The 25174-nt window shown below is 71.2% G+C and carries 23 protein-coding genes and 2 tRNA genes; 15 read left to right on the top strand and 10 right to left on the bottom strand.

Annotated elements, in window-relative coordinates:
* Together AVP42_RS16135 and AVP42_RS16130 are read left to right on the top strand one after the other, a co-directional pair.
* A partial coding sequence (locus AVP42_RS16135) for a M23 family metallopeptidase (RefSeq protein ID WP_231878678.1) occupies nucleotides 1-844 on the top strand: 844 nt, incomplete at its 5' end.
* 175 nt (nucleotides 845-1019) lie between these two features.
* Nucleotides 1020-1916: an endonuclease domain-containing protein gene (locus AVP42_RS16130; protein WP_067950852.1), complete on the top strand. Its 897-nt coding sequence runs from the start codon at nucleotides 1020-1022 to the stop codon at nucleotides 1914-1916.
* Between the two features lie 140 nt (nucleotides 1917-2056).
* On the opposite strand, the gene AVP42_RS16125 is transcribed toward AVP42_RS16130, so the two are convergent.
* Complete coding sequence (locus AVP42_RS16125) at nucleotides 2057-3739, bottom strand: alpha-amylase family glycosyl hydrolase (RefSeq protein WP_067950850.1); 1683 nt, start codon at nucleotides 3737-3739, stop codon at nucleotides 2057-2059.
* A 241-nt stretch (nucleotides 3740-3980) separates the two neighbouring features.
* Here AVP42_RS16125 and AVP42_RS16120 point away from each other — a divergent pair, with 241 nt between their 5' ends.
* The 11 genes from AVP42_RS16120 (at nucleotide 3981) to AVP42_RS16070 (ending at nucleotide 14111) form a co-directional block, all read left to right on the top strand.
* On the top strand, nucleotides 3981-5219 hold the full coding sequence (locus AVP42_RS16120; protein WP_067950848.1) for a maltose ABC transporter substrate-binding protein: 1239 nt from the start codon (nucleotides 3981-3983) through the stop codon (nucleotides 5217-5219).
* A gap of 86 nt (nucleotides 5220-5305) precedes the next feature.
* Nucleotides 5306-6925: an ABC transporter permease subunit gene (locus tag AVP42_RS16115; RefSeq protein WP_067950892.1), complete on the top strand. Its 1620-nt coding sequence runs from the start codon at nucleotides 5306-5308 to the stop codon at nucleotides 6923-6925.
* Nucleotides 6925-7908, top strand: coding sequence for a sugar ABC transporter permease (locus AVP42_RS16110; RefSeq protein ID WP_157356878.1), 984 nt, complete (start codon nucleotides 6925-6927; stop codon nucleotides 7906-7908). Before AVP42_RS16115 ends, AVP42_RS16110 begins: the two co-directional genes overlap by 1 nt.
* Before the next feature lie 110 nt (nucleotides 7909-8018).
* A complete protein-coding gene (locus AVP42_RS16105; protein WP_067950846.1) occupies nucleotides 8019-8444 on the top strand; it encodes a DUF4190 domain-containing protein in 426 nt (141 codons plus the stop codon).
* 74 nt (nucleotides 8445-8518) lie between these two features.
* A tRNA-Thr gene (locus AVP42_RS16100) sits at nucleotides 8519-8590 on the top strand.
* Between the two features lie 34 nt (nucleotides 8591-8624).
* Nucleotides 8625-8698: transfer RNA gene (locus tag AVP42_RS16095), tRNA-Met, on the top strand.
* Between the two features lie 144 nt (nucleotides 8699-8842).
* Complete coding sequence (locus AVP42_RS16090; RefSeq protein ID WP_197467055.1) at nucleotides 8843-9649, top strand: hypothetical protein; 807 nt, start codon at nucleotides 8843-8845, stop codon at nucleotides 9647-9649.
* Nucleotides 9639-10892 (top strand): cation:proton antiporter, encoded by a 1254-nt coding sequence (locus tag AVP42_RS16085; protein ID WP_231878677.1) that lies wholly within the window; start codon nucleotides 9639-9641, stop codon nucleotides 10890-10892. Before AVP42_RS16090 ends, AVP42_RS16085 begins: the two co-directional genes overlap by 11 nt.
* Nucleotides 10893-10940: 48 nt before the next feature.
* A complete protein-coding gene (locus AVP42_RS16080; protein ID WP_067950844.1) occupies nucleotides 10941-11735 on the top strand; it encodes a carbon-nitrogen hydrolase family protein in 795 nt (264 codons plus the stop codon).
* 82 nt (nucleotides 11736-11817) lie between these two features.
* The gene (locus AVP42_RS16075) at nucleotides 11818-13290 is read left to right on the top strand and encodes an APC family permease (protein WP_067950841.1); all 1473 of its coding nucleotides are present in this window, start codon (nucleotides 11818-11820) and stop codon (nucleotides 13288-13290) included.
* Nucleotides 13291-13352: 62 nt separating this feature from the next.
* Nucleotides 13353-14111, top strand: a complete 759-nt coding sequence (locus AVP42_RS16070; protein WP_067950839.1) for a FadR/GntR family transcriptional regulator — start codon at nucleotides 13353-13355, stop codon at nucleotides 14109-14111.
* 78 nt (nucleotides 14112-14189) lie between these two features.
* On the opposite strand, the gene AVP42_RS16065 is transcribed toward AVP42_RS16070, so the two are convergent.
* Both AVP42_RS16065 and AVP42_RS16060 read right to left on the bottom strand, forming a co-directional pair.
* Nucleotides 14190-14972, bottom strand: coding sequence for a PspA/IM30 family protein (locus AVP42_RS16065; RefSeq protein ID WP_067950838.1), 783 nt, complete (start codon nucleotides 14970-14972; stop codon nucleotides 14190-14192).
* Nucleotides 14973-14984: 12 nt separating this feature from the next.
* On the bottom strand, nucleotides 14985-15593 hold the full coding sequence (locus AVP42_RS16060; protein WP_067950836.1) for a hypothetical protein: 609 nt from the start codon (nucleotides 15591-15593) through the stop codon (nucleotides 14985-14987).
* 173 nt (nucleotides 15594-15766) lie between these two features.
* Here AVP42_RS16060 and AVP42_RS16055 point away from each other — a divergent pair, with 173 nt between their 5' ends.
* Nucleotides 15767-16705: an aldo/keto reductase gene (locus AVP42_RS16055; protein WP_067950834.1), complete on the top strand. Its 939-nt coding sequence runs from the start codon at nucleotides 15767-15769 to the stop codon at nucleotides 16703-16705.
* Nucleotides 16706-16823: 118 nt separating this feature from the next.
* Here AVP42_RS16055 and AVP42_RS16050 read toward each other — a convergent pair whose 3' ends face one another.
* Complete coding sequence (locus tag AVP42_RS16050; protein WP_067950832.1) at nucleotides 16824-17111, bottom strand: hypothetical protein; 288 nt, start codon at nucleotides 17109-17111, stop codon at nucleotides 16824-16826.
* Between the two features lie 180 nt (nucleotides 17112-17291).
* Between AVP42_RS16050 and AVP42_RS16045 the strand changes: the two genes are divergently transcribed.
* Entirely contained in the window at nucleotides 17292-19145 is a 1854-nt protein-coding gene (locus AVP42_RS16045) for a DEAD/DEAH box helicase (RefSeq protein ID WP_082847356.1), read from the top strand.
* 13 nt (nucleotides 19146-19158) lie between these two features.
* Here AVP42_RS16045 and AVP42_RS16040 read toward each other — a convergent pair whose 3' ends face one another.
* The 6 genes from AVP42_RS16040 to AVP42_RS16015 all read right to left on the bottom strand — a co-directional run bounded on the left by AVP42_RS16040 (nucleotide 19159) and on the right by AVP42_RS16015 (nucleotide 25074).
* Nucleotides 19159-19728: a GIY-YIG nuclease family protein gene (locus tag AVP42_RS16040; protein ID WP_067950830.1), complete on the bottom strand. Its 570-nt coding sequence runs from the start codon at nucleotides 19726-19728 to the stop codon at nucleotides 19159-19161.
* A 79-nt stretch (nucleotides 19729-19807) separates the two neighbouring features.
* Entirely contained in the window at nucleotides 19808-20713 is a 906-nt protein-coding gene (locus tag AVP42_RS16035) for a VOC family protein (RefSeq protein ID WP_067950828.1), read from the bottom strand.
* Nucleotides 20714-20807: 94 nt separating this feature from the next.
* Nucleotides 20808-21404 (bottom strand): hypothetical protein, encoded by a 597-nt coding sequence (locus AVP42_RS16030; RefSeq protein ID WP_067950826.1) that lies wholly within the window; start codon nucleotides 21402-21404, stop codon nucleotides 20808-20810.
* A 15-nt stretch (nucleotides 21405-21419) separates the two neighbouring features.
* Nucleotides 21420-22568: a zinc-dependent alcohol dehydrogenase gene (locus AVP42_RS16025; RefSeq protein WP_067950824.1), complete on the bottom strand. Its 1149-nt coding sequence runs from the start codon at nucleotides 22566-22568 to the stop codon at nucleotides 21420-21422.
* 132 nt (nucleotides 22569-22700) lie between these two features.
* Nucleotides 22701-23342 (bottom strand): response regulator transcription factor, encoded by a 642-nt coding sequence (locus tag AVP42_RS16020; protein WP_067950822.1) that lies wholly within the window; start codon nucleotides 23340-23342, stop codon nucleotides 22701-22703.
* A gap of 16 nt (nucleotides 23343-23358) precedes the next feature.
* On the bottom strand, nucleotides 23359-25074 hold the full coding sequence (locus tag AVP42_RS16015) for a GAF domain-containing protein (protein WP_231878676.1): 1716 nt from the start codon (nucleotides 25072-25074) through the stop codon (nucleotides 23359-23361).
* Nucleotides 25075-25174 lie beyond the last annotated feature (100 nt).

Raw genomic sequence — 25174 nt, 5'->3', positions numbered from 1 at the left:
CGACGTCCCGGCCCGGTCAGATGCACCGCGCGACGTGACCGAGCCCGCTCCGCGGCGCTCCGCCGCCGCGCCGGCCGCGGCATCCCGCCCGGCGCCGCGCCCCGCGGGCCGACCGGCCCCGCGCCGCACGCTGCGCCGAGCGATCACCACGCGCGTGGCCAGCCTCGTGGCGATGAGCTTCGTCGCCCTGCTCGCCGTGGCGACATCCGTGCCGTCGCTGTCGCTGCTGTCGCCGGCCGACGTGCAGGCGATGGCCCTCGGCGACACGACCGTCGTGACCGTCGACGGGCAGCGCGTCGACATCACCGGCGGCGCGACGGCCGCCGCGGTCGGGCGCGAGGGCTACCAGGCGCAGACCATCGAGGAGTACGCGCGCGCGGCCGGCATCCGCCCCGAGGCGACGTTCACGAACAACCCGCTCGGCACGATCCAGTGGCCGTTCGCGGTCGGCGTGCACATCGGCGACCGGTTCGGGTACCGCAACTGCGCCGGCTGCTCGACCAACCACCGCGGTCAGGACTTCAACCCGGGCGACGGCGCCGAGATCCAGTCGATCGCCGACGGCGTGGTGTCGGTCTCCACCGACGCGGGCGGCTCGCTCGGCGCGGTCACGATGATCGACCACGTGATCGACGGGCAGACCGTCACCAGTGTCTACGCGCACATGCAGTACGGCACCCGCCGATTCGAGGTCGGCGACCGCGTCGAGGTCGGCGACGTCGTCGGCAACACGGGCAACACCGGCATGTCGACCGGCCCGCACCTGCACTTCGAGATCCGCATCGGCGGCGTCGGCGGCACCCACGTCGACCCGCTCGAGTGGCTCTGGGCCAACACCAACTGACGGATGCCGCGGGCTCGCCGCCCGCTCCTTCCCCTCGCTCCGGATGCATGAAAATCCGGCCATGAGCTCCTCATGCCGGGCTCCCGTCCGGAATCTCATGCATCAGTGAGCGCGGTTCTCCACAGTCCCCACCGATCCGGCGGATGAGGCAGTGCGGGTCGGGCACACTCGACCCGTGTCCACGCCCCTGGCCCACCTGCGATCGGCGGGCGGCATCCTGCCACTGGCTCGGCTGGTCGAGCTGGGATGCACGCGAGAGCAGGTGCGGGCGGCCGTCCGCGCCGCCGAGATCGATCGTGTCCGCAACGGGTGGTTCGCCGCTCCGGACGCGCACCCGGACCTGGTGCGCGCCGTGCGGGTCGGCGGAACGGCCACGGCCACCACCGTCGCGCGCATGCACCGGCTGTGGGTGCATGGCGACGCCCGGCTTCACGTGCGCGTGCGCCACTCCACGGGGAGGCTGAGCTCGCCGACCGACCGCCGTGTGCCGCTCGACCGCGAGGAGCACGGCGTCTGCGTGCACTACAGCACGCGCGGCGGCCTCGACCGAGCCCGTGATCCGCTCACCCTCGCGCTTGCCGAGATGTTCGCGTGCACCGATGCCGCGACGACGCTCGCGGCCGTCGATTCGGCGATCGATCGAGGCGTGCTTCAGATGGAGCACCTCGATCTCCTCCGGGAGTGGATGCCGCGGTCCCGTCGACACCTGATCGATCGGGTGGATCCGGGATGCCAGTCAGGTCTCGAGACGCGCGTGCGCCTCCTGCTCCGAGGCAAGCGGATCGGATATCGCTCGCAGGTGCGGATCGAGGGGGTCGGTCTCGTGGACTTCCTCGTCGGCGAACGGCTGGTCATCGAAGTGGACGGACGGGCGTTCCACACGGGAAGCGCGTTCGAGGAGGACCGGCGGCGCGACTTCGTGCTGACCATGCGCGGCTATCTCGTGCTGCGTCTGAGCTACCGGCAGGTCATGGACGACTGGGACCGCACGCGCGCCGGCATCCTGGCGCTCGTGTCACGCGGCGAGCACCGCTGGGCGGGGCGCGGACCGTACGAGGAGGGGACGGCCTGATGCGTAACCGAGTCGGATCCCATCGGCAGGAACGCATGAGATTCCCCAGCACGGGCGCGCAGGGAGCGTCGTGCCGCCGATTCTCATGCGTGCGTGAACGCAACGGGGCGGATGCCGCAGCATCCGCCCCGTCGTTCGAGCTACGCGCGCAACCAGACCGTGGTGTCGGCCGGCAGTTCGCCGTCCGACACGTCACCGCTCGCGAGCAGCACCTCGCCCGTGGGCAGGGCCACGGGGGTGGAGCCGGTGTTGCCGATCACGGTGACCGGGCCGTTGCGGAACGCGAGCACGTCGTCGCCGAACCCGTCGAGCCACGCGACGGAGCCCGTCGCGAGCCCGAGCTCGCGGCGCAGGCCGAGCGCGGTGCGGTAGAGCTCGAGCGTCGAGCCCTCGGCTCCGCGCTGGCGGTCGCGGGCGAGGACGGCCCACTCGGCGGGCTGGGGGAGCCACGCGGCATCCGCCGGCCCGAAGCCGTACGAGGGGGCGTCGGCCTCCCACGGGATGGGCACGCGGCATCCGTCGCGGCCGTATCGTTCGCCGTTCGTACGGAACCAGGTCGGGTCCTGGCGCGCCTCGTCGGGCAGGTGGATGGCCTCTGGCAGGCCGAGTTCCTCGCCCTGGTAGATGTAGGCGGAACCCGGCAGGGCGAGCATGACGGCCGTCGCGGCGCGGGCGCGGCGCAGGCCGACGACCGGGTCGGGCAGGCCAGGGCTCTTCGGGCCGATGCCGTGGCCCTGCAGGCTGTCGGCCTGCAGCGCGAGCCGCGAGGCGTGCCGGATCACGTCGTGGTTGGACAGGACCCAGGTCGAGGGCGCGCCGACCGCGCCGAACGTCTCGATCGAGTGGTCGATCACGTTCCGGAGCGCGGGCGCCTCCCACGGCGTCTCGAGGTAGGCGAAGTTGAACGCCTGGTGCATCTCGTCAGGACGCACCCACTTCGCCACGCGGGTGAGCGGGTCGACCCAGGCCTCGGCGGCGAGGATGCGCTCGCCGGGGTAGCCGTCGAGCAGCTTCCGCCAGTCGCGGTACACCTCGTGCACGCCCTCCTGGCCCCAGTACGGTGCGCCGTCGCCCTCGTCGTGGATCTCGGGCTCGAGCGGCACGCCGGCCTCGAGGCCGTGCGCGTTGCCGCCCATCGACCCGGCGTCGGCGGGCGGGGTGTAGTCGGGCAGGCCGTCGGCCTTGATGAGGCCGTGGGCGACGTCGACGCGGAAGCCGTCGACGCCGCGGTCCAGCCAGAAGCGGAGGATGCGGCGGAACTCCTCGCGCACCTCCTCGTTGGTCCAGTCGAAGTCGGGCTGCGAGCTGTCGAAGATGTGCAGGTACCACTGGCCGGGGGAGCCGTCGGCCTCGGTGACGCGGGTCCACATGGAGCCGCCGAAGACGGACTGCCAGTTGTTCGGCGGCAGCTCGCCGTGCTCGCCCTTGCCCTCGCGGAAGATGTAGCGGGCGCGCTCGGGACTGCCGGGCGCCGCGGCGAGCGCCTCCTGGAACCAGACGTGCCGGTCGGAGGAGTGGTTCGGCACGAGGTCGACGATGACCTTGAGGCCGAGCCGGTGGGCCTCGGCGAGCATGTCGTCGAAGTCGGCGAGCGTGCCGAAGAGCGGGTCGACGTCGCAGTAGTCGGCGACGTCGTATCCCGCGTCCTTCTGCGGCGAGGCGTAGAAGGGGGAGAGCCAGATCGCGTCGACTCCGAGGTCGGCGAGTTCGGGCAGGCGAGAGCGGATGCCGGCGAGGTCGCCCATGCCGTCGCCGTTCGCGTCGGCGAACGACCGGGGGTAGATCTGGTAGATCGCGGCGGTGCGCCACCATTCGGAAGTCATGAGGGAAGATCCTAGGTCAATCTGAAAGCGTTTGCAGATCTGGAGTCCGCGCAGTTTCCTGAGTAAGCGGTATCGATCCGATAACACCGAGTTGTCAATGGGACCTTGACAGGGTATACCTGAAACCGCTTGCAATCACGATGCGAGCGACATCCAAACGGAAGAACGGCCTTTCGAGCACGGTGCGCACGTCACCAGGCGAAGGCGCCGGTCTCACGCACACTGAGAAGGGCACACACCAATGCGGGTGAACAAGAAGCTGTTCGCGGCCGGCGCCGTCGCCGTCGTCGCGACCCTGGGGCTCGCGAGCTGCGCGAGCGGCGACGCCGACAACGGCGAGAACGGCGGCTCGGCCGAGGGCGGCACGCTGACCGTCTGGGTCGACGCCGAGCGCGTCGACGCGGTCCAGCCCGCCGCCGACGCCTACTCCGAGGAGAAGGGCGTCGAGGTCGAGATCGTCGGCAAGGACGTCGCCACCATCAAGGACGACTTCATCCAGCAGGTCCCGACCGGCGAGGGCCCCGACATCACGATGGGCGCGCACGACTGGCTCGGCGAGCTGTCGACGAACGGCGTCGTGGCGCCGCTCGAGCTCGGCGACTCGGCCGGCGACTACCTCGACGTCGCGATCAACGCGGCGACCTACGAGGGCACCGTCTACATGCTCCCCTACGCGGTCGAGAACATCGCGATCCTCCGCAACGCCGACCTCGTCCCCGAGGCCGCGACGAGCTTCGACGACATGATCGCCAAGGGCCAGGCCGCGGGCCTCGACAAGCCGTTCGTGGTCGAGCAGGGTGCCGAGGGCAACCCGTACCACCTCTACCCGTTCCAGACGGCGTTCGGTGCTCCGGTCTTCGGCACCAACGACGAGGGCTACGACCCGACCGACCTGCAGCTCGGCAACGAGGGCGGCATCGAGTTCGCGAACTGGCTGGGCAGCCAGGGCAAGAACGGCGCCGGCAACTTCAACACCGACATCGACGGCGACATCGCCAAGCAGGCGTTCCTCGACGGCACCGCGGCCTTCTGGCTGACCGGTCCGTGGAACGTGGGCGCTGCGGTCGACGGCGGCATCAACGTCGCGATCGACACCATTCCGAGCCCGACCGGTGAGCCCGCCTCGCCGTTCGCCGGCGTCAAGGGCTTCTTCGTGAGCTCGGAGTCGGACAACAAGGTCGCCGCGAACGACTTCCTCGTGAACTACATCGGCACCGAAGAGGTCCAGCTCGACCTGTTCGAGGCCGGCAACATCCTGCCCGCCCTCTCGTCCGCGGCCGAGACCGCCTCGAGCGACCCGATCATCGAGGGCTTCGCTGCCGTCGGTGCCGAGGCCGTCCCGATGCCCGCCATCCCCGCCATGGGTTCGGTGTGGCAGTACTGGGGCATCGCCGAGGCCTCGATCATCAACGGTGAGGACCCGGTTGCGACCTGGGAGAAGCTCGCCGCCGATGTCCAGGCTGCGATCGACGCCAAGTAACGACTGAGCGCTCCGGGTCGGATGCCGCAACGGCATCCGGCCCGGGGCACTCCCGTTCCACGAGAAGAGCGAGCAAGATGAGCAGCATGATCGACGAGGACGTCGCGGCCGACCCCGGGGCCGACAGGAAGCCGACGAAACGGCAGCGCCAGGCGGCGAAGATCGCCGACGCGGCATCCGGCAGCATGAAGGCCTTCGTCGTCAAGCTCGTGCTGATGGGCCTCGTCGACGCGATCGCCCTCTACGCGGTGTTCATCCTCGCGCTCCAGCGCGAGTGGATCGTGCTCGGCGTGATCGTCGCCGTCACGGTCTTCGTCAACTGGATCTACTTCTCGCGCCGTCGACTGCCGGCGAAGTACCTGACGCCCGGCATCATCTTCCTCTCCCTCTTCCAGGTGTTCGTGCTCCTCTACACGGGGTACGTCGCCTTCACGAACTACGGCACGGGGCACAACGGCTCCAAGGAGCAGGCGGTGAGCTCGCTCATGGCGGCCTCGCTCGAGCGCGTGCCCGACTCGCCCACCTACCAGGTCACCGTCGTCGACCAGCTCGGCACGCTCGGCCTCCTCGTCACCGACCCCGACGGCGACGTGCAGCTCGGCACCATGGAGCAGCCCCTCGCCGAGGTCGACGGCGCCGAGATCGAGAACGGCAAGGCCGTCGCCGTCGACGGATGGACCACCCTCTCGTTCGGCGAGGTGATCTCCCGCACCGACGAGATCACCGAGCTCGCCATCCCGGCCTCCGACGACCCGAACGACGGCGCGCTGCGGACGCCGGACGGGTCGAACGGCTACCTCTACACCTCGAACCTCGAGTACGACGAGGCCGCCGGCACGATGACCGACCTCTCGACGGGGACCGTCTACACCGACATCGGCACCGGCGCCTTCGTCGCCGAGGACGGTCAGGAGCTCCGCCCGGGCTGGCAGATCGTCGTCGGCTTCGACAACTTCATCCGCGCGGTCACCGATCCGCGCCTCGCCGGGCCGCTCGTCTACGTGACGCTCTGGACCTTCGCGTTCGCGCTCATCTCCGTCGCGTCGACCTTCTTCCTCGGCCTGTTCCTCGCCATCACCTTCAACGACCTGCGCATGCGCGGCCGCAAGGCGTACCGCATCGCGATGATCCTCCCCTACGCGATCCCGTCGTTCCTGTCGGCGCTGGTCTGGGCGGGCATGATGAACCAGAGCTTCGGGTTCATCAACCAGGTGCTCCTCGGCGGTGCGTCGGTGCCCTGGCTGACAGATCCGTTCGTCGCGAAGATCTCCGTGCTCATCGTGAACCTGTGGCTCGGCTTCCCGTACATGTTCCTCGTGTGCCTCGGCGCGCTGCAGTCGATCCCCGACGACGTGCAGGAGGCCGCGACGGTCGACGGCGCCAGCTCGTGGAACGTGTTCCGCCTGATCAAGCTGCCGCTGCTGCTCGTCAGCGTCGCCCCGCTCCTGATCGCCTCGTTCGCGTTCAACTTCAACAACTTCAACGTGATCTACATGTTGACCAACGGCGGGCCGCGAGATACCGGCGCCCCGATCCCGGTCGGCTTCACCGACATCCTGATCTCGATGGTCTACAAGGTGGCGTTCACGGGCCAGACGCGCGACTACGGGCTCGCGTCGGCGTACTCGATCATCATCTTCATCGTGGTCGCGGTGATCTCGATCATCGCCTTCCGCCGCACCAAGTCGCTCGAGGAGATCAACTGATGGCCGAGCCGCGTCCCATCTCCGGCACCGAGACCGGACTGCTCCAGGGCGAGCTCGTCGAGCAGCGCGCCGCCGTCAAGGCGGGCGGCGACCCCGAGCTCACCCGCGAGGTCGCGCCGAAGCGGCCGTTCAGCTTCGGCCGCTGGTTCAAGGCGACCGGATGGCGCCACCTGGTCGGCATCGTCGTCGTCGCGTTCGCGCTGTTCCCGATCGTGTTCGTCATCTCCTCGTCGCTGAACCCGACCGGCACGCTCACCGGCTCGAACGCGCTCTTCTCGCAGATCGGGCTCGACGCCTACGCGCGCATCCTGACCAACCCGCAGGTGCCGTTCACGACGTGGTTCGGCAACACGATCCTCATCGCGGGCATCACGGCGCTGCTGACGGTGTTCCTCGGAGCCCTCGCGGCGTACTCGTTCTCGCGCATGCGGTTCACGGGCCGCCGCTTCGGGCTCATCTCGATCGTCGTGATCCAGATGTTCCCGCAGATGCTCGCGGTCGTCGCGATCTTCCTCGTGATGAGCGCGATCAGCGACTGGTTCCCGGCCATCGGCCTGAACACGCACATCGGCCTGATCATGGTGTACCTGGGCGGCGCGCTCGGCGTGAACACCTACCTCATGTACGGCTTCTTCAACACCATCCCGTCGTCGATCGACGAGGCCGCGAAGATCGACGGCGCCGGCCACGCGCGCATCTTCTTCACGATCATCCTGCGGCTCGTCGCGCCGATCCTCGCGGTGGTCGCGCTGCTGTCGTTCATCTTCTCGGTGAACGAGTACGTGGTCGCGTCGGTGATCCTCATCGACACCGAGAAGCAGACCCTCGCCGTGGGCCTGGTCAAGCTGGTGTCGAACCCGCGCTACGCCGACTGGGCCGCGTTCTCGGCCGGTGCGGTCATCGCGGCGCTGCCCGTCGTGCTCCTCTTCCTCTACCTGCAGAAGTACATCGTCGGCGGGCTCACGGCGGGTGCCGTGAAGTAGTCGACGCCGATTCCGGCGAACGGATGCCGCGCGCGGGCGATCGCGACGCGGCATCCGTCGTCTCGGCGATAGCATGTCGCTCGGCCCGCCCCCCGACCCGATGGAGCCCCATGGACGCCCCCGCCGCCCAGACCCCCGCCGTGCCGCCGGCGCCGCCCGCGCCCGCCGCTGAGCCGCCCGTCGCTCACGCGCCCTCGCATGCCGGCTACGGCTACGGCTCCCCGTACGGCGCGCCCGCGGGCTGGGCTCCGGCGCCGCCGCGGCAGAACGTGCTCGCGTGGGTGGCCTTCGCCCTCGCCTTCGGCGGCCTCATGCTCGGTCCGCTCTCGTCGATCGCCGGCGTGGTGTGCGGGCACATCGCCCGGCGGCAGATCCGCGAACGCGGCGAGCAGGGCGACACCGCGGCGCTCACCGGCCTCATCGCCGGCTACATCGTCACGGCCCTGTGGGTCCTCGGCATCGTGCTGTACGTGCTGTTCATCGTGGCGATCATCGCCTTCTCGGCGACCGCCGCGGGGGTGTCCGCGATGCCGTGAGATCGGCGTCGCCGCCGATTTAATGGTGGCGCTCCGAGGTGATATCCTCGTGTGGTTGCCGCGCGAGCGGCACTGCCCCGATAGCTCAGTGGTAGAGCACTTCCATGGTAAGGAAGGGGTCGTCAGTTCAATCCTGACTCGGGGCTCTGGTTCCTCCGGATCCGTCCGGAGCGGCCTTGCGGCGGGGTAGCTCAGGTGGTTAGAGCACACGGCTCATAATCGTGGTGTCGCGGGTTCGAGTCCCGCCCTCGCTACCGTCAACGGTCCGGTTCCCTCTCGTGGTGCCGGGCCGTTCTCGTTGACCGGCCCCCCGCCTAGCGGATCGAACGGCTCCCGTCGACCGCCTTCAACCGCCCCGCCGTCCCGCCTACCGTGGCGGGGAGGTGAGCGGAGTGGGCATGCGGAACCAGGCCGGGAATCCCGCGGGGGAGAGCGGGCGAACGCTCGAGGTGCCCGCGGGGAGACGCGAGTCGGTGTCGCGCGGCCGACGTGCCGCGCCCCTTCCCGAACGCGAGCGGGTCGACGCGGCCGAGCGGCTCGCGGTTCGGCTCGATCGGCCGATGGGCGTCCTCGGCATCCTGTTCCTCTTCGTGGTCCTGGGCCAGGTCCTGGCGAGTGATCCGGTGCTCGTCACCGTCTTCTCCGTCCTCGGGTGGATCTTCTGGGGGATCTTCGTGGCGGAGTTCGTCCTGCGTGCCGTCGTCGCCCGCTCCATCGACTTCTGGCGTCGCAATTGGTGGCAGGTCCTGTTCCTCGCCGTGCCGTTCCTGCGCTTCTTCCGCGCGCTCTCGGTCATCCGCGTGGCTCCGGTGGCTCGACTCGGCGGAATCCTCACGGCGGGGGTGCGCGGATCTCGGTCCGCCGGTCGGCTCCTGTCGGATCGGATCGCCTGGCTCGCGGCCGTCACGGCGGTGGTGATCCTGGCGGCCAGCCAGCTGCTCTACCTGCTCGGAGATGGCATCAGCTACGGCGAGGCGCTCTACCAGGCCGCGCAAGCGACGGTCACGGGCGCCCCGCTGGAGGGCGACTCCGTGTTGACGCGCATCCTGCACGTGGCGTTGTCGGTGTACTCGGTGGTCGTCTTCGCGACGCTCGCCGGTTCACTCGGCGCGTACTTCCTGGAGAAGCCGGCCAGGACCGCGCGCCCCGACGCGCCGCGGGACACCGCAGACCCGACCGGGACCGGAGGTCGGCATGGGCATTGAGACGAACCTGACCCTGGCGCTCTTCGGCGGCGTCGTCCTGCTCCTCTCCCTCTTCTCGTCCGCCTTCCAGCGGATGAGTCTCCCGGGGCCCGTGCTCGCGCTCGTGTCGGGCGTGCTGATCGGACCGTTCGCCCTCGACCTGCTCCGGATCGAGGATCTCGCGCAGGACCCGCGGATGCTGCTGGAGGAGGGTGCCCGCCTCACGCTGGCCGTCGGCCTCGCGGGCGTGGCCCTGCGACTGCCGCACGGCTACTGGCGTCGGAACCTCCGCTGGGTCCTGGTGATCATCGGCCTCGGCATGCCGCTCATGCTGGTCGTCGCGACCGGCGTGCTGACGGTCGCGGCAGGCGCCCCGTTCCTGCTCGCCCTCCTGGTCGGCGCGATCATCACGCCGACGGACCCGGTCGTGAGCACCCCGATCGTCACCGGCTCGCTGGCGGAGGAACGCATCCCCGAGCGAGTCCGCCACAACATCTCCTCGGAGAGCGGCGTGAACGATGGGCTCGGCTACCTGTTCGTCATGCTCCCAGTGCTCCTGATCACTGCTCCGGATGCCGCCTGGCGCGATCTCCTCGGCACCGTGCTGCTCCGCGAGGTGCTCGGCGGCGCGGCGTTCGGGGCGCTCGCGGGATACTTCCTCGGGAAGCTCTTCACCATGGCTCGCCGGCGGAGCCTGATGGAGGAGAGCGCCTACCTCGGGTTCCTCGTCCCGTTGGCGCTCGCCGTGCTGGGAGTGGCGAAGCTCATGGGGACGAACGACCTCCTCGCCGTGTTCGTCGCCGCCGCCGTATTCGGCCAGGTGATCCCGCAACGTGACGAGGCGCAGGAGGACAAGGTGGAGGACGCCGTGAATCGCCTGTTCCTCCTGCCCATCTTCGTGCTGTTCGGCATGGCGCTGCCGATCGAGGAGTGGCTGGCGCTGGGCTGGTCGGTGCCGCTCGCCCTCCTCGCGGCGGTGCTCCTGCGGCGCCTGATCACCATCTGGAGCCTCAGGCCCCTGATCCGCGGCCTGCACACGCGTCCTGAGACGTTCTTCCTGAGTTGGTTCGGGCCGATCGGAGTCTCGGCCCTCTTCTACGCCACGATGGCCGAACGACTGACCGGAGACGAGCGGGTGTTCGTGCTCGTCAGCCTCGCCATCACTCTGTCGGTCGTCGTGCACGGGCTCACGACCGCTCCGCTCAGTTCGTGGCTCGAGCGTCGGCGGAACCGAAACACCCACGAAACGCATTCGACCCATTAGTATCACTTTGATCTGTTTCAATGACGCGACGATCAAAGGGAGCGCCACATGAGTCTGACCATCGCCGGCCTGCAGCACGCGGGCGTCGAGGGCGACGTCGACGCGAACCTCGCGATCATCGCCGAGGCGGCGCGCGAGGCATCCGCGCGCGGCGCTCGCCTGCTCGTCACCCCCGAGATGTTCGTGACCGGGTACAACATCGGCGACCGTCTCGCGCCGCTCGTGGCCGACGACCTCGTCGACCGCGTGGCCGCCATCGCAGCCGAGGTGGGAATCGCGATCGCCGCCGGGCTGCCCGAACGGCTCCCCGGCGGCGGTATCGCGAACGCGGTCGTGCTCGTCGACGAGCACGGGGAGGAGGTGGTCCGGTACCGCAAGACGCACCTCTTCGGGGCGCTCGATCGCGCGCTCTTCGAGCCGGGCGATCGCCTGCCCGATCCCGTCGAGCTCGACGGGGTCCGCCTGTCGGTCCTCATCTGCTATGACGTCGAGTTCCCGGAGACCGTGAGGGCGGCCGCGCTCGCCGGCGTCGATGCGGTGATCGTCCCCACGGCGCAGATGGAGCCCTTCGGCCACATCGCCGAACGGCTGATCCCGGTCCGTGCCTGGGAGAACCAGATCCACGTCGCCTACGTCGATCGCAGCGGCTCGGAGGGCGAGCTGCGGTACGTCGGCCTCAGCAGCATCGTCGGTCCGGACGGCGAGGTCCTCGCGCGTCTCGGCGGCACCGACGAGAGCGGCCTCGTGATCGCCACGATCGATCCCGAGGCCACCCGCCGCGCACGAGCGGCGAACCCGTACCTCGCGGACCGCAGGCCCGCGCTGTACGCACCGGAGCGGTGACCCCGCCGACCGCCTGCGCACCAGCACCTTCCCAACGATCACTCTCGGACGCCGCGGCGCCCCCACTGCAGAAAGCGACCACATGACCGTCTCTCCCATCGCCGAACCCCGCGCACGCCAGCGCGCGCGGCTCGACGGACAGCTCGGCACGAGCGCCATCGTCTTCATGGTGATCGCCGCGGCGGCACCGCTCACCGTCATCGGCGGCAACGTCCCCCTCGCGATCGGCGTCGGCAACGGCGTCGGCGCGCCGGCCGGATTCATCCTCGCCGCCGTCATCCTCCTGCTCTTCTCGGTCGGCTTCGTCGCGATGACGCCCCACGTCCGCGAGGCCGGCGCGTTCTTCTCCTATGTGACGGCGGGGCTCGGGTCCCGCGCCGGGCTGGGAACCGCCTTCACCGCCCTCGTGGCCTACACCGCCATCCAGGTCGGCATCTACGGCTACATGGGGTGGGCCCTCGACGACCTCGTCACGTTCTTCGGCGGTCCGTCGCTGCCGTGGTGGCTCTACTCGTTCGCCACGATGGCGGTCGTCGCGGTGCTCGGCTATCGCCACATCGAGCTGAGCGCGAAGGTGCTCGGCGTCGCGCTGGTACTCGAGATCCTCGTCGTGGTGGTCCTCGACGTCGCCATCCTCGCGACGGGCGGCGAGAACGGCCTCGCGCTCGAGAGCTTCGACCCCGCCAACATGTTCACGACCGGGCTCAGCGTCAGCGTGCTCTTCGCCCTCACCGGCTTCATCGGCTTCGAGGCCACCGCCGTCTTCCGCGACGAGGCCCGGAATCCCGAGCGCACCATCCCGCGAGCCACGTACCTCGCGGTCGTCATCATCGGCGTGTTCTACGCGGTCTCCTGCTGGGCGCTCGTCACGGGCGTCGGCGCGGGCAATGCGGTCGCCGTGGCCCAGCAGACGCTCGCGGGCGAGGGGAACCTGCTCCTCGACACCACCACGCAGTACCTCGGGCCGGTCGTGCGGGACGTCGTCCAGGTCCTGCTCATCACGAGCCTGTTCGCGTGCGTCCTCTCGTTCCACAACGTGATCGCCCGGTACCAGTTCACGCTCGCGCACAAGGGCGCGATGCCCGCTGCGCTCGGGCGTCGCCACGAGAAGCACCACTCGCCCGCGACGTCCTCGCTCGTGCAGACGGCGACCGCCGCCGTCGTGCTCGCCGTCCTCGCGCTCTCGGGCCTCGACCCCCTCGTCGGTGTCTTCGGCTCGATGGCCGGCGTCGCGACGGTGGGGATGGTGCTGCTCATGCTCGTCACCTCGATCGCGGTGGTCGTGTTCTTCGCACGCCGCCCCGAGCTCGGCGCGGGGCGCGCCTGGTCCACCCGAGTCGTGCCCGCGGCGGCGGTCGCCGGCCTCCTCATCGGGATGTGGCTCGTGCTGTCGAACTTCACCCTCGTCACCGGCGGGAGCCTCGGCGTGAGCATCATGCTCGCCCTGGTCCCGGCGATCGCGTTCGTCGTCGGTATCCTGCTGGGCAGGCGGTTCCCGCTCGACGCGTCGGATGACGACGAGGTCGCGGAGGTCGCCGCAGCAGACCGCGGCTGAACGCCGACCCCCGACATCCGTCACCGCGCCGGATCGCACGCGAGCCTCGGAAGGAGTCCTCGATGGATCTCTCATCCGGGCCGCTCGGTGCGATCCGGCGTTCGGGGGCGGTCGACACCGTGCGGGCGCGCATCATGCTCGCCGTCGAGCTGGGGATGCTCGCGCCCGGCCAGCGACTCCCGTCGCCCGAGGAGACGGCGAGGGCGTTCGACGTGAGCGAGATGTCGGTGCGCCGCGCGTATCGCACGCTCGCCGACGAGGGCCTCGTCTCCCGTCGTCGCGGCAACAGCGGCGGCACGTTCATCGTCGACGAGCCCCACGTGGGCGACCTGCCCGAGATCGAGGCGTACCGGGCCGATGCGCAGCACGTCCACGACCTCATCGACCAACGCGCCGTCCTGGAGGCCGGGCTCGCCGGGCTCGCGGCGCACGCCTGTCCGGCAGAGGACCTGGCGGCCCTGTCCGATCTCGTCGAGCGCATGCGCACGGTGCCGGACTGGGCGGGCTACCGGGAGCTCGACGCCGAGTTCCACGACCGCATCGCCCGCATTCCCGGCGTGGAGGCGGCCGCCCTGCTGCACCACCGACTGTCGCACGAGCTGTACGCGTACTTCATCCCGTACCGCATCGACTACCTGCGGGCGTCGAACGAGGAGCACGCCCGGCTCGTCGACGCCCTCGCGGCCGCGGATGCCGCACTCGCGAGCCGCCTCACGTTCGCGCACATCGTCGAGCTCCACGAGTCGATGTACGTGGGCCTCGGTGAGCGGGAGGCGCGCGGCGACTCGCGGCGTCCCGACCCGCCCGCGGACGCGCGGTGAGGCGGCCCGGCCGGGTCGGCCCGGCCGGGGCGTTCGGTGACCGGAGGCGGGGCGGGGATGCCGTCGCCCGCCGACCGCTCAGGATCCGGTCGGCCCCTGTCCGATGCTGAGCCACTCGCCCGCGTCCTCGGTGCCACCCGGTCGGCCTGTGCCGCCCGCCGCTGATGCGCCCGTGCCCTTCATCGCCTCGAGCTGCCGGTCGATGTCGGACTTCGCCTGCATCGCGGCGAGCTGGCGCTCGATGTCGGCATCCGCGGGGGCCGTGAGGTCCTTCAGCGCGCCGCTCGCGAGCATCTCGTCGGTGGCCTGGGCGCGCGCCTGCATCTGCGCGACGCGGTCGCGAGCGCGTTCGAGGCTCGTGCCGACGTCGTGCATGCTCGTGCCGAGCCCGGCGACCGCCTCGTTGGCCCGCACCTGCGCCTCGGAGGCGGAGTAGGTGGCCTTGATGGCCTCCTTCTCGATGCGGAAGGCGGCGACCTGCTCGGACAGCTGGCGTTCGCGGTCCTGCAGCTGCTCGGTCTGACGCTGCATGCCGAGGTACTGCTGCTGCAGGTTCGCGACCTGCCGCTCGATGAGCGCGCGACGTTCGAGGGCGGCGCGCGCGAGGTCCTCGCGGCCGCCGTCGAGGGCCTCCTGCGCCTGCGCCGCGAGTCGCTGGTAGCGCGCGCCGAGTTCCTGGCCCTGCAGGTCGATGCGCTTCTTCGCGGTCGCGACCTCGGCGAGGGCCTGCCGGACCTGCTGCAGCAGCTTGACCTGCTGGTCGTAGCTGTCGTCGAGCATCTCGCGGGGGTCCTCGATGCGGTCGAGGGCGCGGGAGGTCTTGCTGCGGAAGATGTCACGCATGCGCGACGAGTTGCTCATGGTGGTGTTCCCCTATCTCGAGCGGTCAAGGCGTCGGGCGGATGACTCGGGGGAGGCGTCGCCGTACGCGTCGCGCCCGTTGAGGGCGCGGAGCTCCTGGACCCCGGCGTGCAATGCGGACACCTCGCGGTCGACGTCGGCGCGCAGGGCCGCGAGGCTGTCGTCGGTGAGCCCGTCGAGCTGTGCGCCGACCGCCGCGCGGACGCGGCGCACGAGCGACACCAGCTGGTCGACGCGGCCCTCGGCGACCGGGAGGTCGCGCGCGAGGGCGGCGGTGTCGGTCTCGCTCTCCATGAAGCGCAGCTGACGGTCGAGGGCGTCGCCCTCCTGGGCGATGCGCCGATGCAGCCGGTCGAGCTCGCCGCGCGGTCCGGCGCCCTGCGCCGCGAGATCCACGGCGGCTCGTCCGCTGGCGAGCGAGTCGGCCAGTCGGACCCGGAGTCGCAGGACCTGTCCGCGCGGCCCGGTCGTGAACCGGGCGCGGGTGCGCAGGGCGCGCCCGGCGAGGGCGCGGCTGCGGCGGATGCGGCGGAAGACGGCGCGCACGACGAGCACCATGATCGCGATCGAGGCCACGGCCATGACCAGGAATGCGACGAAGATCCAGAGCAGGACCTCCACACGACCACCTCCAGCACGCGGGTCGCGCGGGACGAGTTCCGCGCGCTCAACTCGCGATATAACGCAATGTACGCCCCATCGCGGGTCGGACGGGAGGGTTCCCCCCAAACTCTCGGGATCGCGATGGAATCGGCCCCGACCGGTCGGGAGTCCCGGCGGCTACGCTGGGGCGGGTGACGGATGCCGCACCCCTCGCCCCGCTCGGCCTGGGCCTGGCCGCGCTCGGCCGCCCGGCCTACATCACGGAGGGTCGCGACGACGACCTCGGCGGCGACCGGAGCGTCGAGGCGCTGCGCGCTCGCGCGCACGCGATGCTCGACGCGGCGTGGGCCCGCGGCATCCGCTTCGTCGATGCGGCCCGCTCGTACGGACTGGCCGAGGAGTTCCTCGGGTCGTGGCTCGCCGCCCACCCCGAGCGTCGCGCCGACCTCACGATCGAGTCCAAATGGGGCTACGAGTACGTCGGCGGATGGCGCATGGACGCCGACGTGCACGAGCGCAAGGAGCACTCGCTCGCCATGTTCGAGCGCCAGTGGCCCGAGACGCTCGCCGCGCTCGGCGGGGCTCCGGACGTGTACCTCGTGCACTCGCTCACGCCCGACAGCCCGGCGCTCGCCGACCGGGCGCTGCTGGGCCGCCTCCGCGGCCTCGCGGCGTCCGGCATCCGGGTCGGCGTCTCCACCAGCGGACCCTGGCAGGGCGAGGCGCTCGATGCGGCGCGCACCCTGCCCGATTCGCCGTTCACGGCGGTGCAGGCGACGTGGAACCTGCTCGAGCCCTCGGCCGGGCCGGCGCTCGCACGCGCGCACGACGCGGGCTGGCTCGTCGTCGTGAAGGAGGCCGTCGCGAACGGCAGGCTCACGCCCGCGGGTGCCCGGCCCTCGGCGGCGGCGCTCGCGTCGGCGGGAGGCGCGTCGCTCGACGCGGTGGCGATCGGCGCGGCCCGCGCCCAGCCGTGGGCCGACGTGGTCCTCTCGGGGGCGGTCACGCCCGAGCAGCTCGACGCGAACCTCGCGTCCGGTGCGACGGTGACGGATGCCGCAGCCCTGCCCGACCTCGCCGAGGACCCCGAGTCCTACTGGGACGCCCGGAGCGCCCGTCCCTGGACCTGACCGAACGGGACGCGGCCCCGCCGCACGACGAACGCCCCGGGCCGAAGCCCGGGGCGTTCGTTGCGATCCGACGTGCGACGGTCCGGGGAACGGGTCACCGGACCACCGTCCTGATCGATCAGACCCGCTGCGGGAGGATGTCGAACGCCACGCGTCCGTCCTCGGCCACATGGGCGTCCAGGGTCTTGTCGTCGAGCGCCTTCGCCGCGTTCTCGGCGAGGTAGACGCGCGCGCCCTCCTGCTCGACGACCGAATCCCGCTCCTCAGGAGCCGGCGCGATGGCGACGCCGAATTCGGTGCCGGCGGCATCCTCGGTGTCGATGCGGAGGCCGGCCCCGGCGGGGGCACCACTGCGGTCGACGATCTCCTTCACGACGGTGCTCGCCGATGGGGTGAGTGTCAGCATGTCGTTCCTCCTCTGATCACGAGCCTCCAACCCTTCCGAACGGCCGGAGGCGACGCGACCCCTTGCGGCATGGGCGCGGATGGCGCACACTGGGCGCCCCTCGCCGCGAGGCGGCATCCGTCTCGCCAGCGCGCAGTGGGGCACCCGGGCGCCGTTCAGGCGCACGGACTACCCTGAAGCGTGACTTCCGTGGATTCCCCCGTCGAGGCCGCGGCTCCCGAGGAGCCCGCCGCGATCACCTTCTCCGACCTCGGGCTCGAGGGTCCGGTGCTCAAGGCACTCGACGACGTCGGCTACGAGACGCCCTCCGCGATCCAGGCCGCGACCATCCCGACCCTGCTCGCCGGCCGCGACGTCGTCGGACTCGCGCAGACCGGCACCGGCAAGACCGCCGCGTTCGCGCTGCCGATCCTCGCACGCCTCGACGTGTCGCAGAAGACCCCGCAGGCCCTCGTGCTCGCCCCCACCCGCGAGCTCGCGCTGCAGGTGTGCGAGGCGTTCGAGCGGTACGCCGCCCACCTCCGCGGCGTGCACATCCTGCCCGTCTACGGCGGCCAGGGCTACGGCGTGCAGCTGTCGGCGCTGCGCCGCGGCGTGCACATCATCGTCGGCACGCCCGGCCGCATCATGGACCACCTCGACAAGGGCACGCTCGACCTGTCGGAGCTGAAGTACCTCGTGCTCGACGAGGCCGACGAGATGCTGAAGATGGGCTTCGCCGAGGACGTCGAGACGATCCTCGCCGACACCCCCGACGACAAGCAGGTCGCGCTGTTCTCGGCGACCATGCCCGCCACGATCCGACGGATGTCGCAGCAGTACCTGCACGACCCCGAGGAGATCACGGTCAAGACGAAGACCCAGACCTCGGCGAACATCACGCAGCGCTACCTCGTCGTGTCGTACGCGCAGAAGGTCGATGCGCTCACCCGCATCCTCGAGGTCGAGAACTTCGAGGGCATGATCGTCTTCGTCCGCACCAAGAACGAGACCGAGACCCTCGCCGAGAAGCTCCGCGCCCGCGGCTACGAGGCCGCCGCGATCAACGGCGACATCGCGCAGGCGCAGCGCGAGCGCACCGTGAACCAGCTGAAGTCGGGCAAGCTCGACATCCTGGTGGCGACGGATGTCGCGGCCCGCGGCCTCGACGTCGAGCGCATCAGCCACGTCGTGAACTTCGACATCCCGACCGACAGCGAGCCCTACGTGCACCGCATCGGGCGCACGGGCCGCGCGGGTCGCACCGGCGACGCGATCAGCTTCGTCACGCCCCGCGAGCGCGGGCTCCTCGCGCGCATCGAGAAGGCGACCAAGCAGCCCATCACCCAGATGCAGCTGCCGAGCGTCGACGAGGTCAACGAGACCCGGCTCGCACGGTTCGACGACCGCATCACCGCCGCGCTGGGCCAGGCCGAGCGCATCGACGGGTTCCGCGACATCATCGCCCACTACGTGCGCAACCACGACGTGCCCGAAGCGGACGTCGCGGCGGCCCTCGCCGTCGTCGCCCAGGGCGACTCGCCGCTGCTGCTCGAGCCGGAACCCGAGCGGCCGGTGCGCGAGCGGTTCGATCGCGACCGGGACCGCCCGGACCGCGGCGACCGCGGCGACCGCGGCGGCGAGCGACCGGACCGCCGTCCGCGTCCGAACACGCGGATGGCGCAGTACCGCATCGCCGTCGGCAAGCGCCAGCGGGTGCAGCCCCGCCAGATCGTGGGTGCGCTCGCGAACGAGGGCGGACTGCAGCGCGACGACTTCGGCGCCATCCAGATCAAGTCGGACTTCTCGCTGGTCGAGCTGCCCGCCGACCTGCCGAACGAGGTGTTCGACCGCCTCGCGGGCACCCGGATCTCGGGGCAGCTCATCGAGCTGCGGCCCGACTCCGGGCGGCCGCGCCGGCGCAGCTGGGACGACGACCGGGGCCCGCGCCGCCCGCGCGAGTACGGTGACCGCCCTGCGCGCGAGGGCGAGGCCGGCGAGGCGGCCGGGGGCGACGACCGACCCGCTCGCAAGCCGCGTCACTCCAAGCGCTGACGCCGGCGCACGGTCACGCCCGCCTGGCGAGCTCCTCGCTGCGCCAGCGGTCGTACCGCTGCCAGGGGTCGTCGACCCCGGCGGCGAGTTCGGCCACGAGCGCGGCGATCGGGGCGTCGAACGCGAACCACTCGCCGCCCGGGTACCGGGATGCCGCGAACTGCGCGTGCCGCCGCTGCTCGAGCAGACGACCGCCGCGTTCGAAGGCGAGCACCTCATCGTGCGGGATCACCGCCAACCGCTGCCGCGGGTTCGAGGACGTGCCGATCTTGACGCGGTCGCGCCAGCGCACGTAGTAGACGACGTCGACCCGGGCCGGGAGGACGTCGAGGTCGGGCACGTCGCCGAGCCGCCACTCGCAGACGGCGCAGGTCCACCCCGACGGGAAGTGCACGCCCACGCGGGAGCCGCACACCGGGCACGCGCCCGGCAGTACGTCGGTCACGCCCTGCTCGCGCGCGACCCAGTCGTACGCGGCGAGCAGGTGCGTGGTGCACAGCGCCAGCGGAGCGCCCGGTTCGGCGGGAGCCGAGCAGGCGCCGAGTTCGTCGACGGCGGTGCAGGCCGCGGCATCGGTTGCCATGGAGGCAGCGTACGGCGAGCCGGTGACGTTCGGCCGGGTCTCGGTACGGGCGCTTCGCGTCCGCCTCGACCACCACTGGTCAGCGGGCGAGCAGCTCGTCGGTCGTGAGGTCGGGCAGGCCGACCGTGACCTGGGTGCCCCACGGGTCGTCGACCGTGATGGCGCGGCCGTCGTCGGCGAACCGCAGGCCGCGTCCGCGCAGGCGGGCGGCGAGCGCGTCGAGGTCGTCGCGGGCCGGCACGGTCACGGAGACGTCGCCGAGGCCGAGGCTCGCCGCGCGAGGTCCGGCGCCGCGGCTGTTCCACGTGTTCATGGCGATGTGGTGGTGGTATCCGCCGGCCGACGCGAACACCGCGCCCGGGTACCCGGTCTGCGTGGGCTCGAAGCCGATCGCGTCGACGTAGAACTCCCGTGCGCTCGTCAGGTCGCCGACCTGCAGGTGCACGTGCCCGACCTTCCCGACGAGCGACGGGCCGGCATCGACGGCGGCCTGGCTGAGGTGGCGGCGGAGGTAGTCGTTGGGATCCAGGTAGGCGGTCGCCATCCGGATCTGCTCGCCGTCGTGGATCCACGTGCTGCGATCGCGATCGGTGTAGAGCTCGACGCCGTTGCCCTCGGGGTCCGTGAAGTAGAACGCCTCGCTGACGAGGTGGTCGCTCGAGCCGACGAAGCGGCTGCGCGGGTCCTGCGCGGCGCGGAGCACCGTCGCCGCGAGGCTCGCCCGGTCGTCGAACAGGAACGCCGTGTGGAACAGGCCCGGCTGGCGGGGGTCGACCACGGGCAGGTCGGGCGTGTGCACGAGTCGGACCAGGGGAGTCGTGCTGCGACCCAGGACGCGATGCACCTCGCGGGCGCGGCTGCGCTCTTCGAGCGGCTCCATCGCGAAGGCGTTCGCGTAGTAGGCGGTCATGCCCTCGAGGTCGCCGACCCGCAGCGTGACGGCGCCCATCGAGGTGTCGGGGTCGAGTACGCGCTCGTCGGACATGAGGATCTCCTGTCGGTGATTACTTGTAGCAACAAGTATAACTCCGACGGTGGCGGGCGCATTCCGCCGCGTCGACGGAATGCGCCCGGTCGCGCTACTCGGTCTGGACCCGCTCGGACGACGCCGTGCGCCGCGCGCCGCGGACCAGGAGCCCGATCCCGATGGCCGTCACGACCCAGGGAGCCGCGACGATCACCGGGTCCATCCACTGATGCGCGGTGTCGGCGCGACCGACGCCGAACCGTGAGGCGACGCCGTGCCGGCGCCCCTCGCTCAGCACGCCGGTCTGCGTGATCGGGTTGTCGGGCCGCGTCGAGGCGAGCGAGCGGAGGTGCTGCTCGCCCGCGTCGACCCGGTCGCCGAGCACGAGCAGCAGCCAGTGCGCGGCGCGCGCCTCGCTGTAGTTCTCGTATGCGTAGCGTCGGATCGCCCCCGACAGGCCGCGCAGCGGCGCGACCGTGCCGAAGACCGGCGGCAGCATCCCGTGCTCGATGGACCGCTCACGCGGCTCGAGCTCCGGCTGACGCTCGGGCACGTCCCAATGCGCGCCGTTGTCCTCGGGGGTCAGGTTCAACTCGCGCGGCACCGACGGCCGATCGGCCGGGTCGAGGTCGGCGCCCCACCCGGGGATGCGCTCCCTCAGCGCCTCGGAACTGGGCCGGCGCAGGTGCGGTTCAGCGTTGTACGGCATGGTCTCCTCCTCCGTTCAGGCCGCGCTCGGCACGACGATGGGCTTGATGCAGTTGTCGAGCTTCGCCGAGAACATGTGGTAGCCCTCGGTGATGTGCTCGAGCGGGATCTCGTGGGTGATGATGTCGCTCGGCTTGAAGTAGCCCGCGCGGATGTGCTCGAGCAGTCGCGGCCACTGCCGCTTGACCGGGCACTGGTTGGTGCGGATGGTGAGGCCCTTGTTCATGGCGTCCCCGAACTTGACCGCACTGAAGATCGGCCCGTACGCACCCACCACCGACACCGTGCCGCCCTTCCGGACGGAGTCGATCGCCCAGTTCAGCGCGACGGGCGAGCCGCCCTGCAGCTTGAACTTCGCGCTGGTCACGTGCTGCAGGAAGTTCCCGTCGGCCTCCGCGCCCACCGCATCGATGACGACATCCGCCCCGAGCCAATCGGTCGTGCGCTTCATCTCGACGACCACGTCGTCGAGCTCGGTGAAGTTGACCGTCTCGGCGTGGGCGAAGTCCCGGGCCTTCTCCAGCCGGTACTCCAGGTGGTCGACGACGATGACGCGGCCGGCGCCCATGAGCCACGCCGACCGCGCGGCGAACAGCCCGACCGGCCCGGCCCCGAAGACGACGACCGTGTCGCCCTCGGCGATGTCGCCGAGTTGCGCGCCGAAGTAGCCCGTCGGCAGCGCGTCGGTCAGCAGCACGGCGTCGCGCTCGTCGAGCCAGTCGGGGATCACCGACGGACCCACGTCGGCGAGCGGCACGCGGACGTACTCGGCCTGGCCGCCGTCGTAGCCGCCGCTCGTGTGCGAGTACCCGTAGATCCCGCCGACCGCGGTGGCGTTCGGGTTCACGTTGTGGCAGTTGGAGAACAGGCCGCGCACGCAGAAGTAGCACGACCCGCAGTAGATGTTGAACGGCACCATCACCCGGTCGCCGACCTTCAGGCGCTCCACCGACGGTCCGACCTCGACGACCTCGCCGACGAACTCGTGGCCGAAGGTCATGCCGACTCGCGTGTCGGGGATCATGCCGTGGTACAGGTGGAGGTCGGAACCGCAGATCGCGGCGGCCGTGACGCGCACGATCGCGTCGTTCGGATGCTCGATCCGCGGCCGGTCCTTCTCCTCGACGCGGACCTTGTAGGGCCCTCGGTACACCATCGCGCGCATGTGTCGCTCCTCATCGTCGGCCGTGCCGTGTCGTGCTCGAGCGCACAGCCGAACACGGCGGTACCGACGCCGTCAGGGGGTTGCGGAACGACCGGAACAGTCGAACGCGACGGACGCGGTGCGTCTCGGAGCTCAGCCCTGCTCGTGCGCGCGCCGCTCCATCTGGTACACGGCAGCCTGCGTGCGGCGCTCGAACCCGAGCTTCGAGAGCAGGCCGGAGACGTAGTTCTTCACGGTCTTCTCCGCCAGTCCGAGCTGTTCACCGATCTGCCGGTTCGTGAGCCCGTCGGCGATGAGCGCGAGCACCTGCCGTTCCCGGAGGTTGAGGGCCGCGAAGCGGGGATCGTCGTGGTCGTCGCGCGCGGCCTGCTGCGTGACGCGCGCGGTGACCTTCGCGTCGATGAGCGACTTGCCGGCCGCCACTGCGCGGACGTCCTCGACGATGGTCGAGCCGCGGACGTTCTTCAGCACGTACCCCGATGCCCCCGCGAGCACGGCCGACATGGCCGCCTGGTCGTCGTCGTACGCGGTGAGGATCAGGCAGGCGATCTCGGGATTGCGCGAACGGATCTCCCGGCACAGGTCGATGCCGTCGCCGTCGGGGAGCCGCATGTCGAGCACCGCGACATCCGGCGCCGTGGCCTGGATGCGGGGGAGCGCGTGCGCCACGCTGTCGGCCTCGCCCACGACGACGAGGTCGGGTTCGCGCTCGAGCAGCTCGGCGACGCCGCGCCGCACGATCTCGTGGTCGTCGACGAGGAAGACTCGGGTCACTGGGGCTCCAATTCGCTCAGGGGTTCGCCGACACGGGCTCGGCCTCGACGGGGACGGACCACCGCGCGCGGGTGCCGTGCGGGCCGCTGTCGATCTCGAAGGCGCCGCCGAGCTGCTCGGCGCGCGTCCGCAGGTTGTCCAGGCCGCTCCGCCGGACGGGAGCGCCGATGCCGCGCCCGTCGTCGACCACCTCGGCCGCCACGACGCCGTCGGATGCCGCGACCGTCAGCCCCACGGTGTGCGCGTCGGCGTGCTTGACCGCGTTGGAGAGCAGTTCGCGGACCGACGCCGTGAGTTCGTCTGAGAGGCGGCCCTGCGAGATCAGGTCGACCGGACCGCTGAACGACACCGAGACCGGCTGCCGCAGGTGCCGCGACGCCGCGCCGGCGAGGTCGAGCACGCGGTGCCGCAACGTCGGCGCGCCGCCCGCACGGGGCGTGAGCGCGAACACGATCGTGCGGATCTGCGCGATGGACTCGTCGAGGGTCTCGACGGCCGACTCGATGCGTTCGGCCGCCGCGCCCGTGCTCAGCGAGGCGACCGCCTGCAGATCGAGCCCGGCGCCGTAGAGCTGCTGCACGACGTGATCGTGCAGGTCGCGGGCGATGCGGGCGCGGTCCTCGAGCAGCAGGGAACGCTGCTGGGCCTCCCGGGCCTCGGCGAGCTCGTGCGCGAGGGAGACGCGTTCCGCGAGGTCCTCGGCGATGCGCATCTCCGCGGGGGTGAAGTGCGGGGCGCCCGGGCGCCGGCCTGCGGCGATCACGGCAGTGGGCAGGCCCGACTTGCGCAGCGCGACGAACAGCACGGGTCCGTCGTGTCCGTCCGCGTGGAGGGCGAGGGCGTCGCGCGGCGCCTCGGTCCGCCCGCCGGGGGCGGTCCGCGTGGCGCCGCCCTCGAGGGTGACCGCTGCGAGCGTCCGGCCGGGCGGCACCTCGTCGCCGGCGACGTCGTCGCAGTCGACCCCGCGCGACTCGAGCACGCGCACCGATCCCGGTTCCTCGCCGCGCACCACGACCGACACGCGGTCGGCGGCCCCGCGCGACGCGAGTTCGTCGGCGATCAACGCGGCGGCATCGTCGCTCGACGAGGTCAGCAGGGCGGCGGCGACCTGGGCGGATGCCGCGGCCCAGGCCTCCCGCATCTGGGCCTCGGCGAAGCGGCGCGCGTTGTCGATCGCGACCCCCGCCGCGGCGGCGAGCGCCGAGATGAGCTCGACGTCCTCCTCCGAGAAGTCGCCGTCGGCGCGGTTGGTGAGGTAGAGGTTGCCGAAGATCTCGTCGCGCACGCGCACGGGGACGCCGAGGAAGCTGTGCATGGGCGGGTGCCCGGCGGGGAACCCGACCGAGCGGGGGTCCTCGCCGATCTCGTGCAGGCGGATCGGGTCGGGGTGGTCGATCAACGCGCCGAGCAGGCCGCGCCCTTCCGGCAGGTGGCCGATGCGATGCACCATGTCGTCGGGCATGCCGACGTGGATGAACTCCTCGAGTCCGCCCTGCGGCGCGAGCACCCCCAGGGCGCCGTACTCGGCGTCGACGAGCCTCACCGCGGCCTCGACGATGCGACGCAGCACCTCGGCGAGCTCGATCGGCTCCACGACGGCCTGGGTCGCCGAGAGGAGGGCGCGGAGACGCTCCTGCGTGCGCATGACCTCGTCCGCACGGTCGACGAGCTCCCTGAGCGTCCGGTCGAGCTCCGATCGCGGACCCTCGGGAAATGACAAGGGCGAATCCATCGCACCCATCCCCATATCCCCCACGGTATTTGCCGCCACTGTAGCACCCGCTTTCCGGCGCCCGGGACCCCCTCGGCAGGCGTCCGCCGCGGCGACCCGA

This window comes from Agromyces sp. NDB4Y10 (assembly GCF_001620055.1).
Taxonomy (GTDB): Bacteria; Actinomycetota; Actinomycetes; order Actinomycetales; family Microbacteriaceae; genus Agromyces; species Agromyces indicus.
This window is presented reverse-complemented; position numbering and strand designations above follow the sequence as displayed.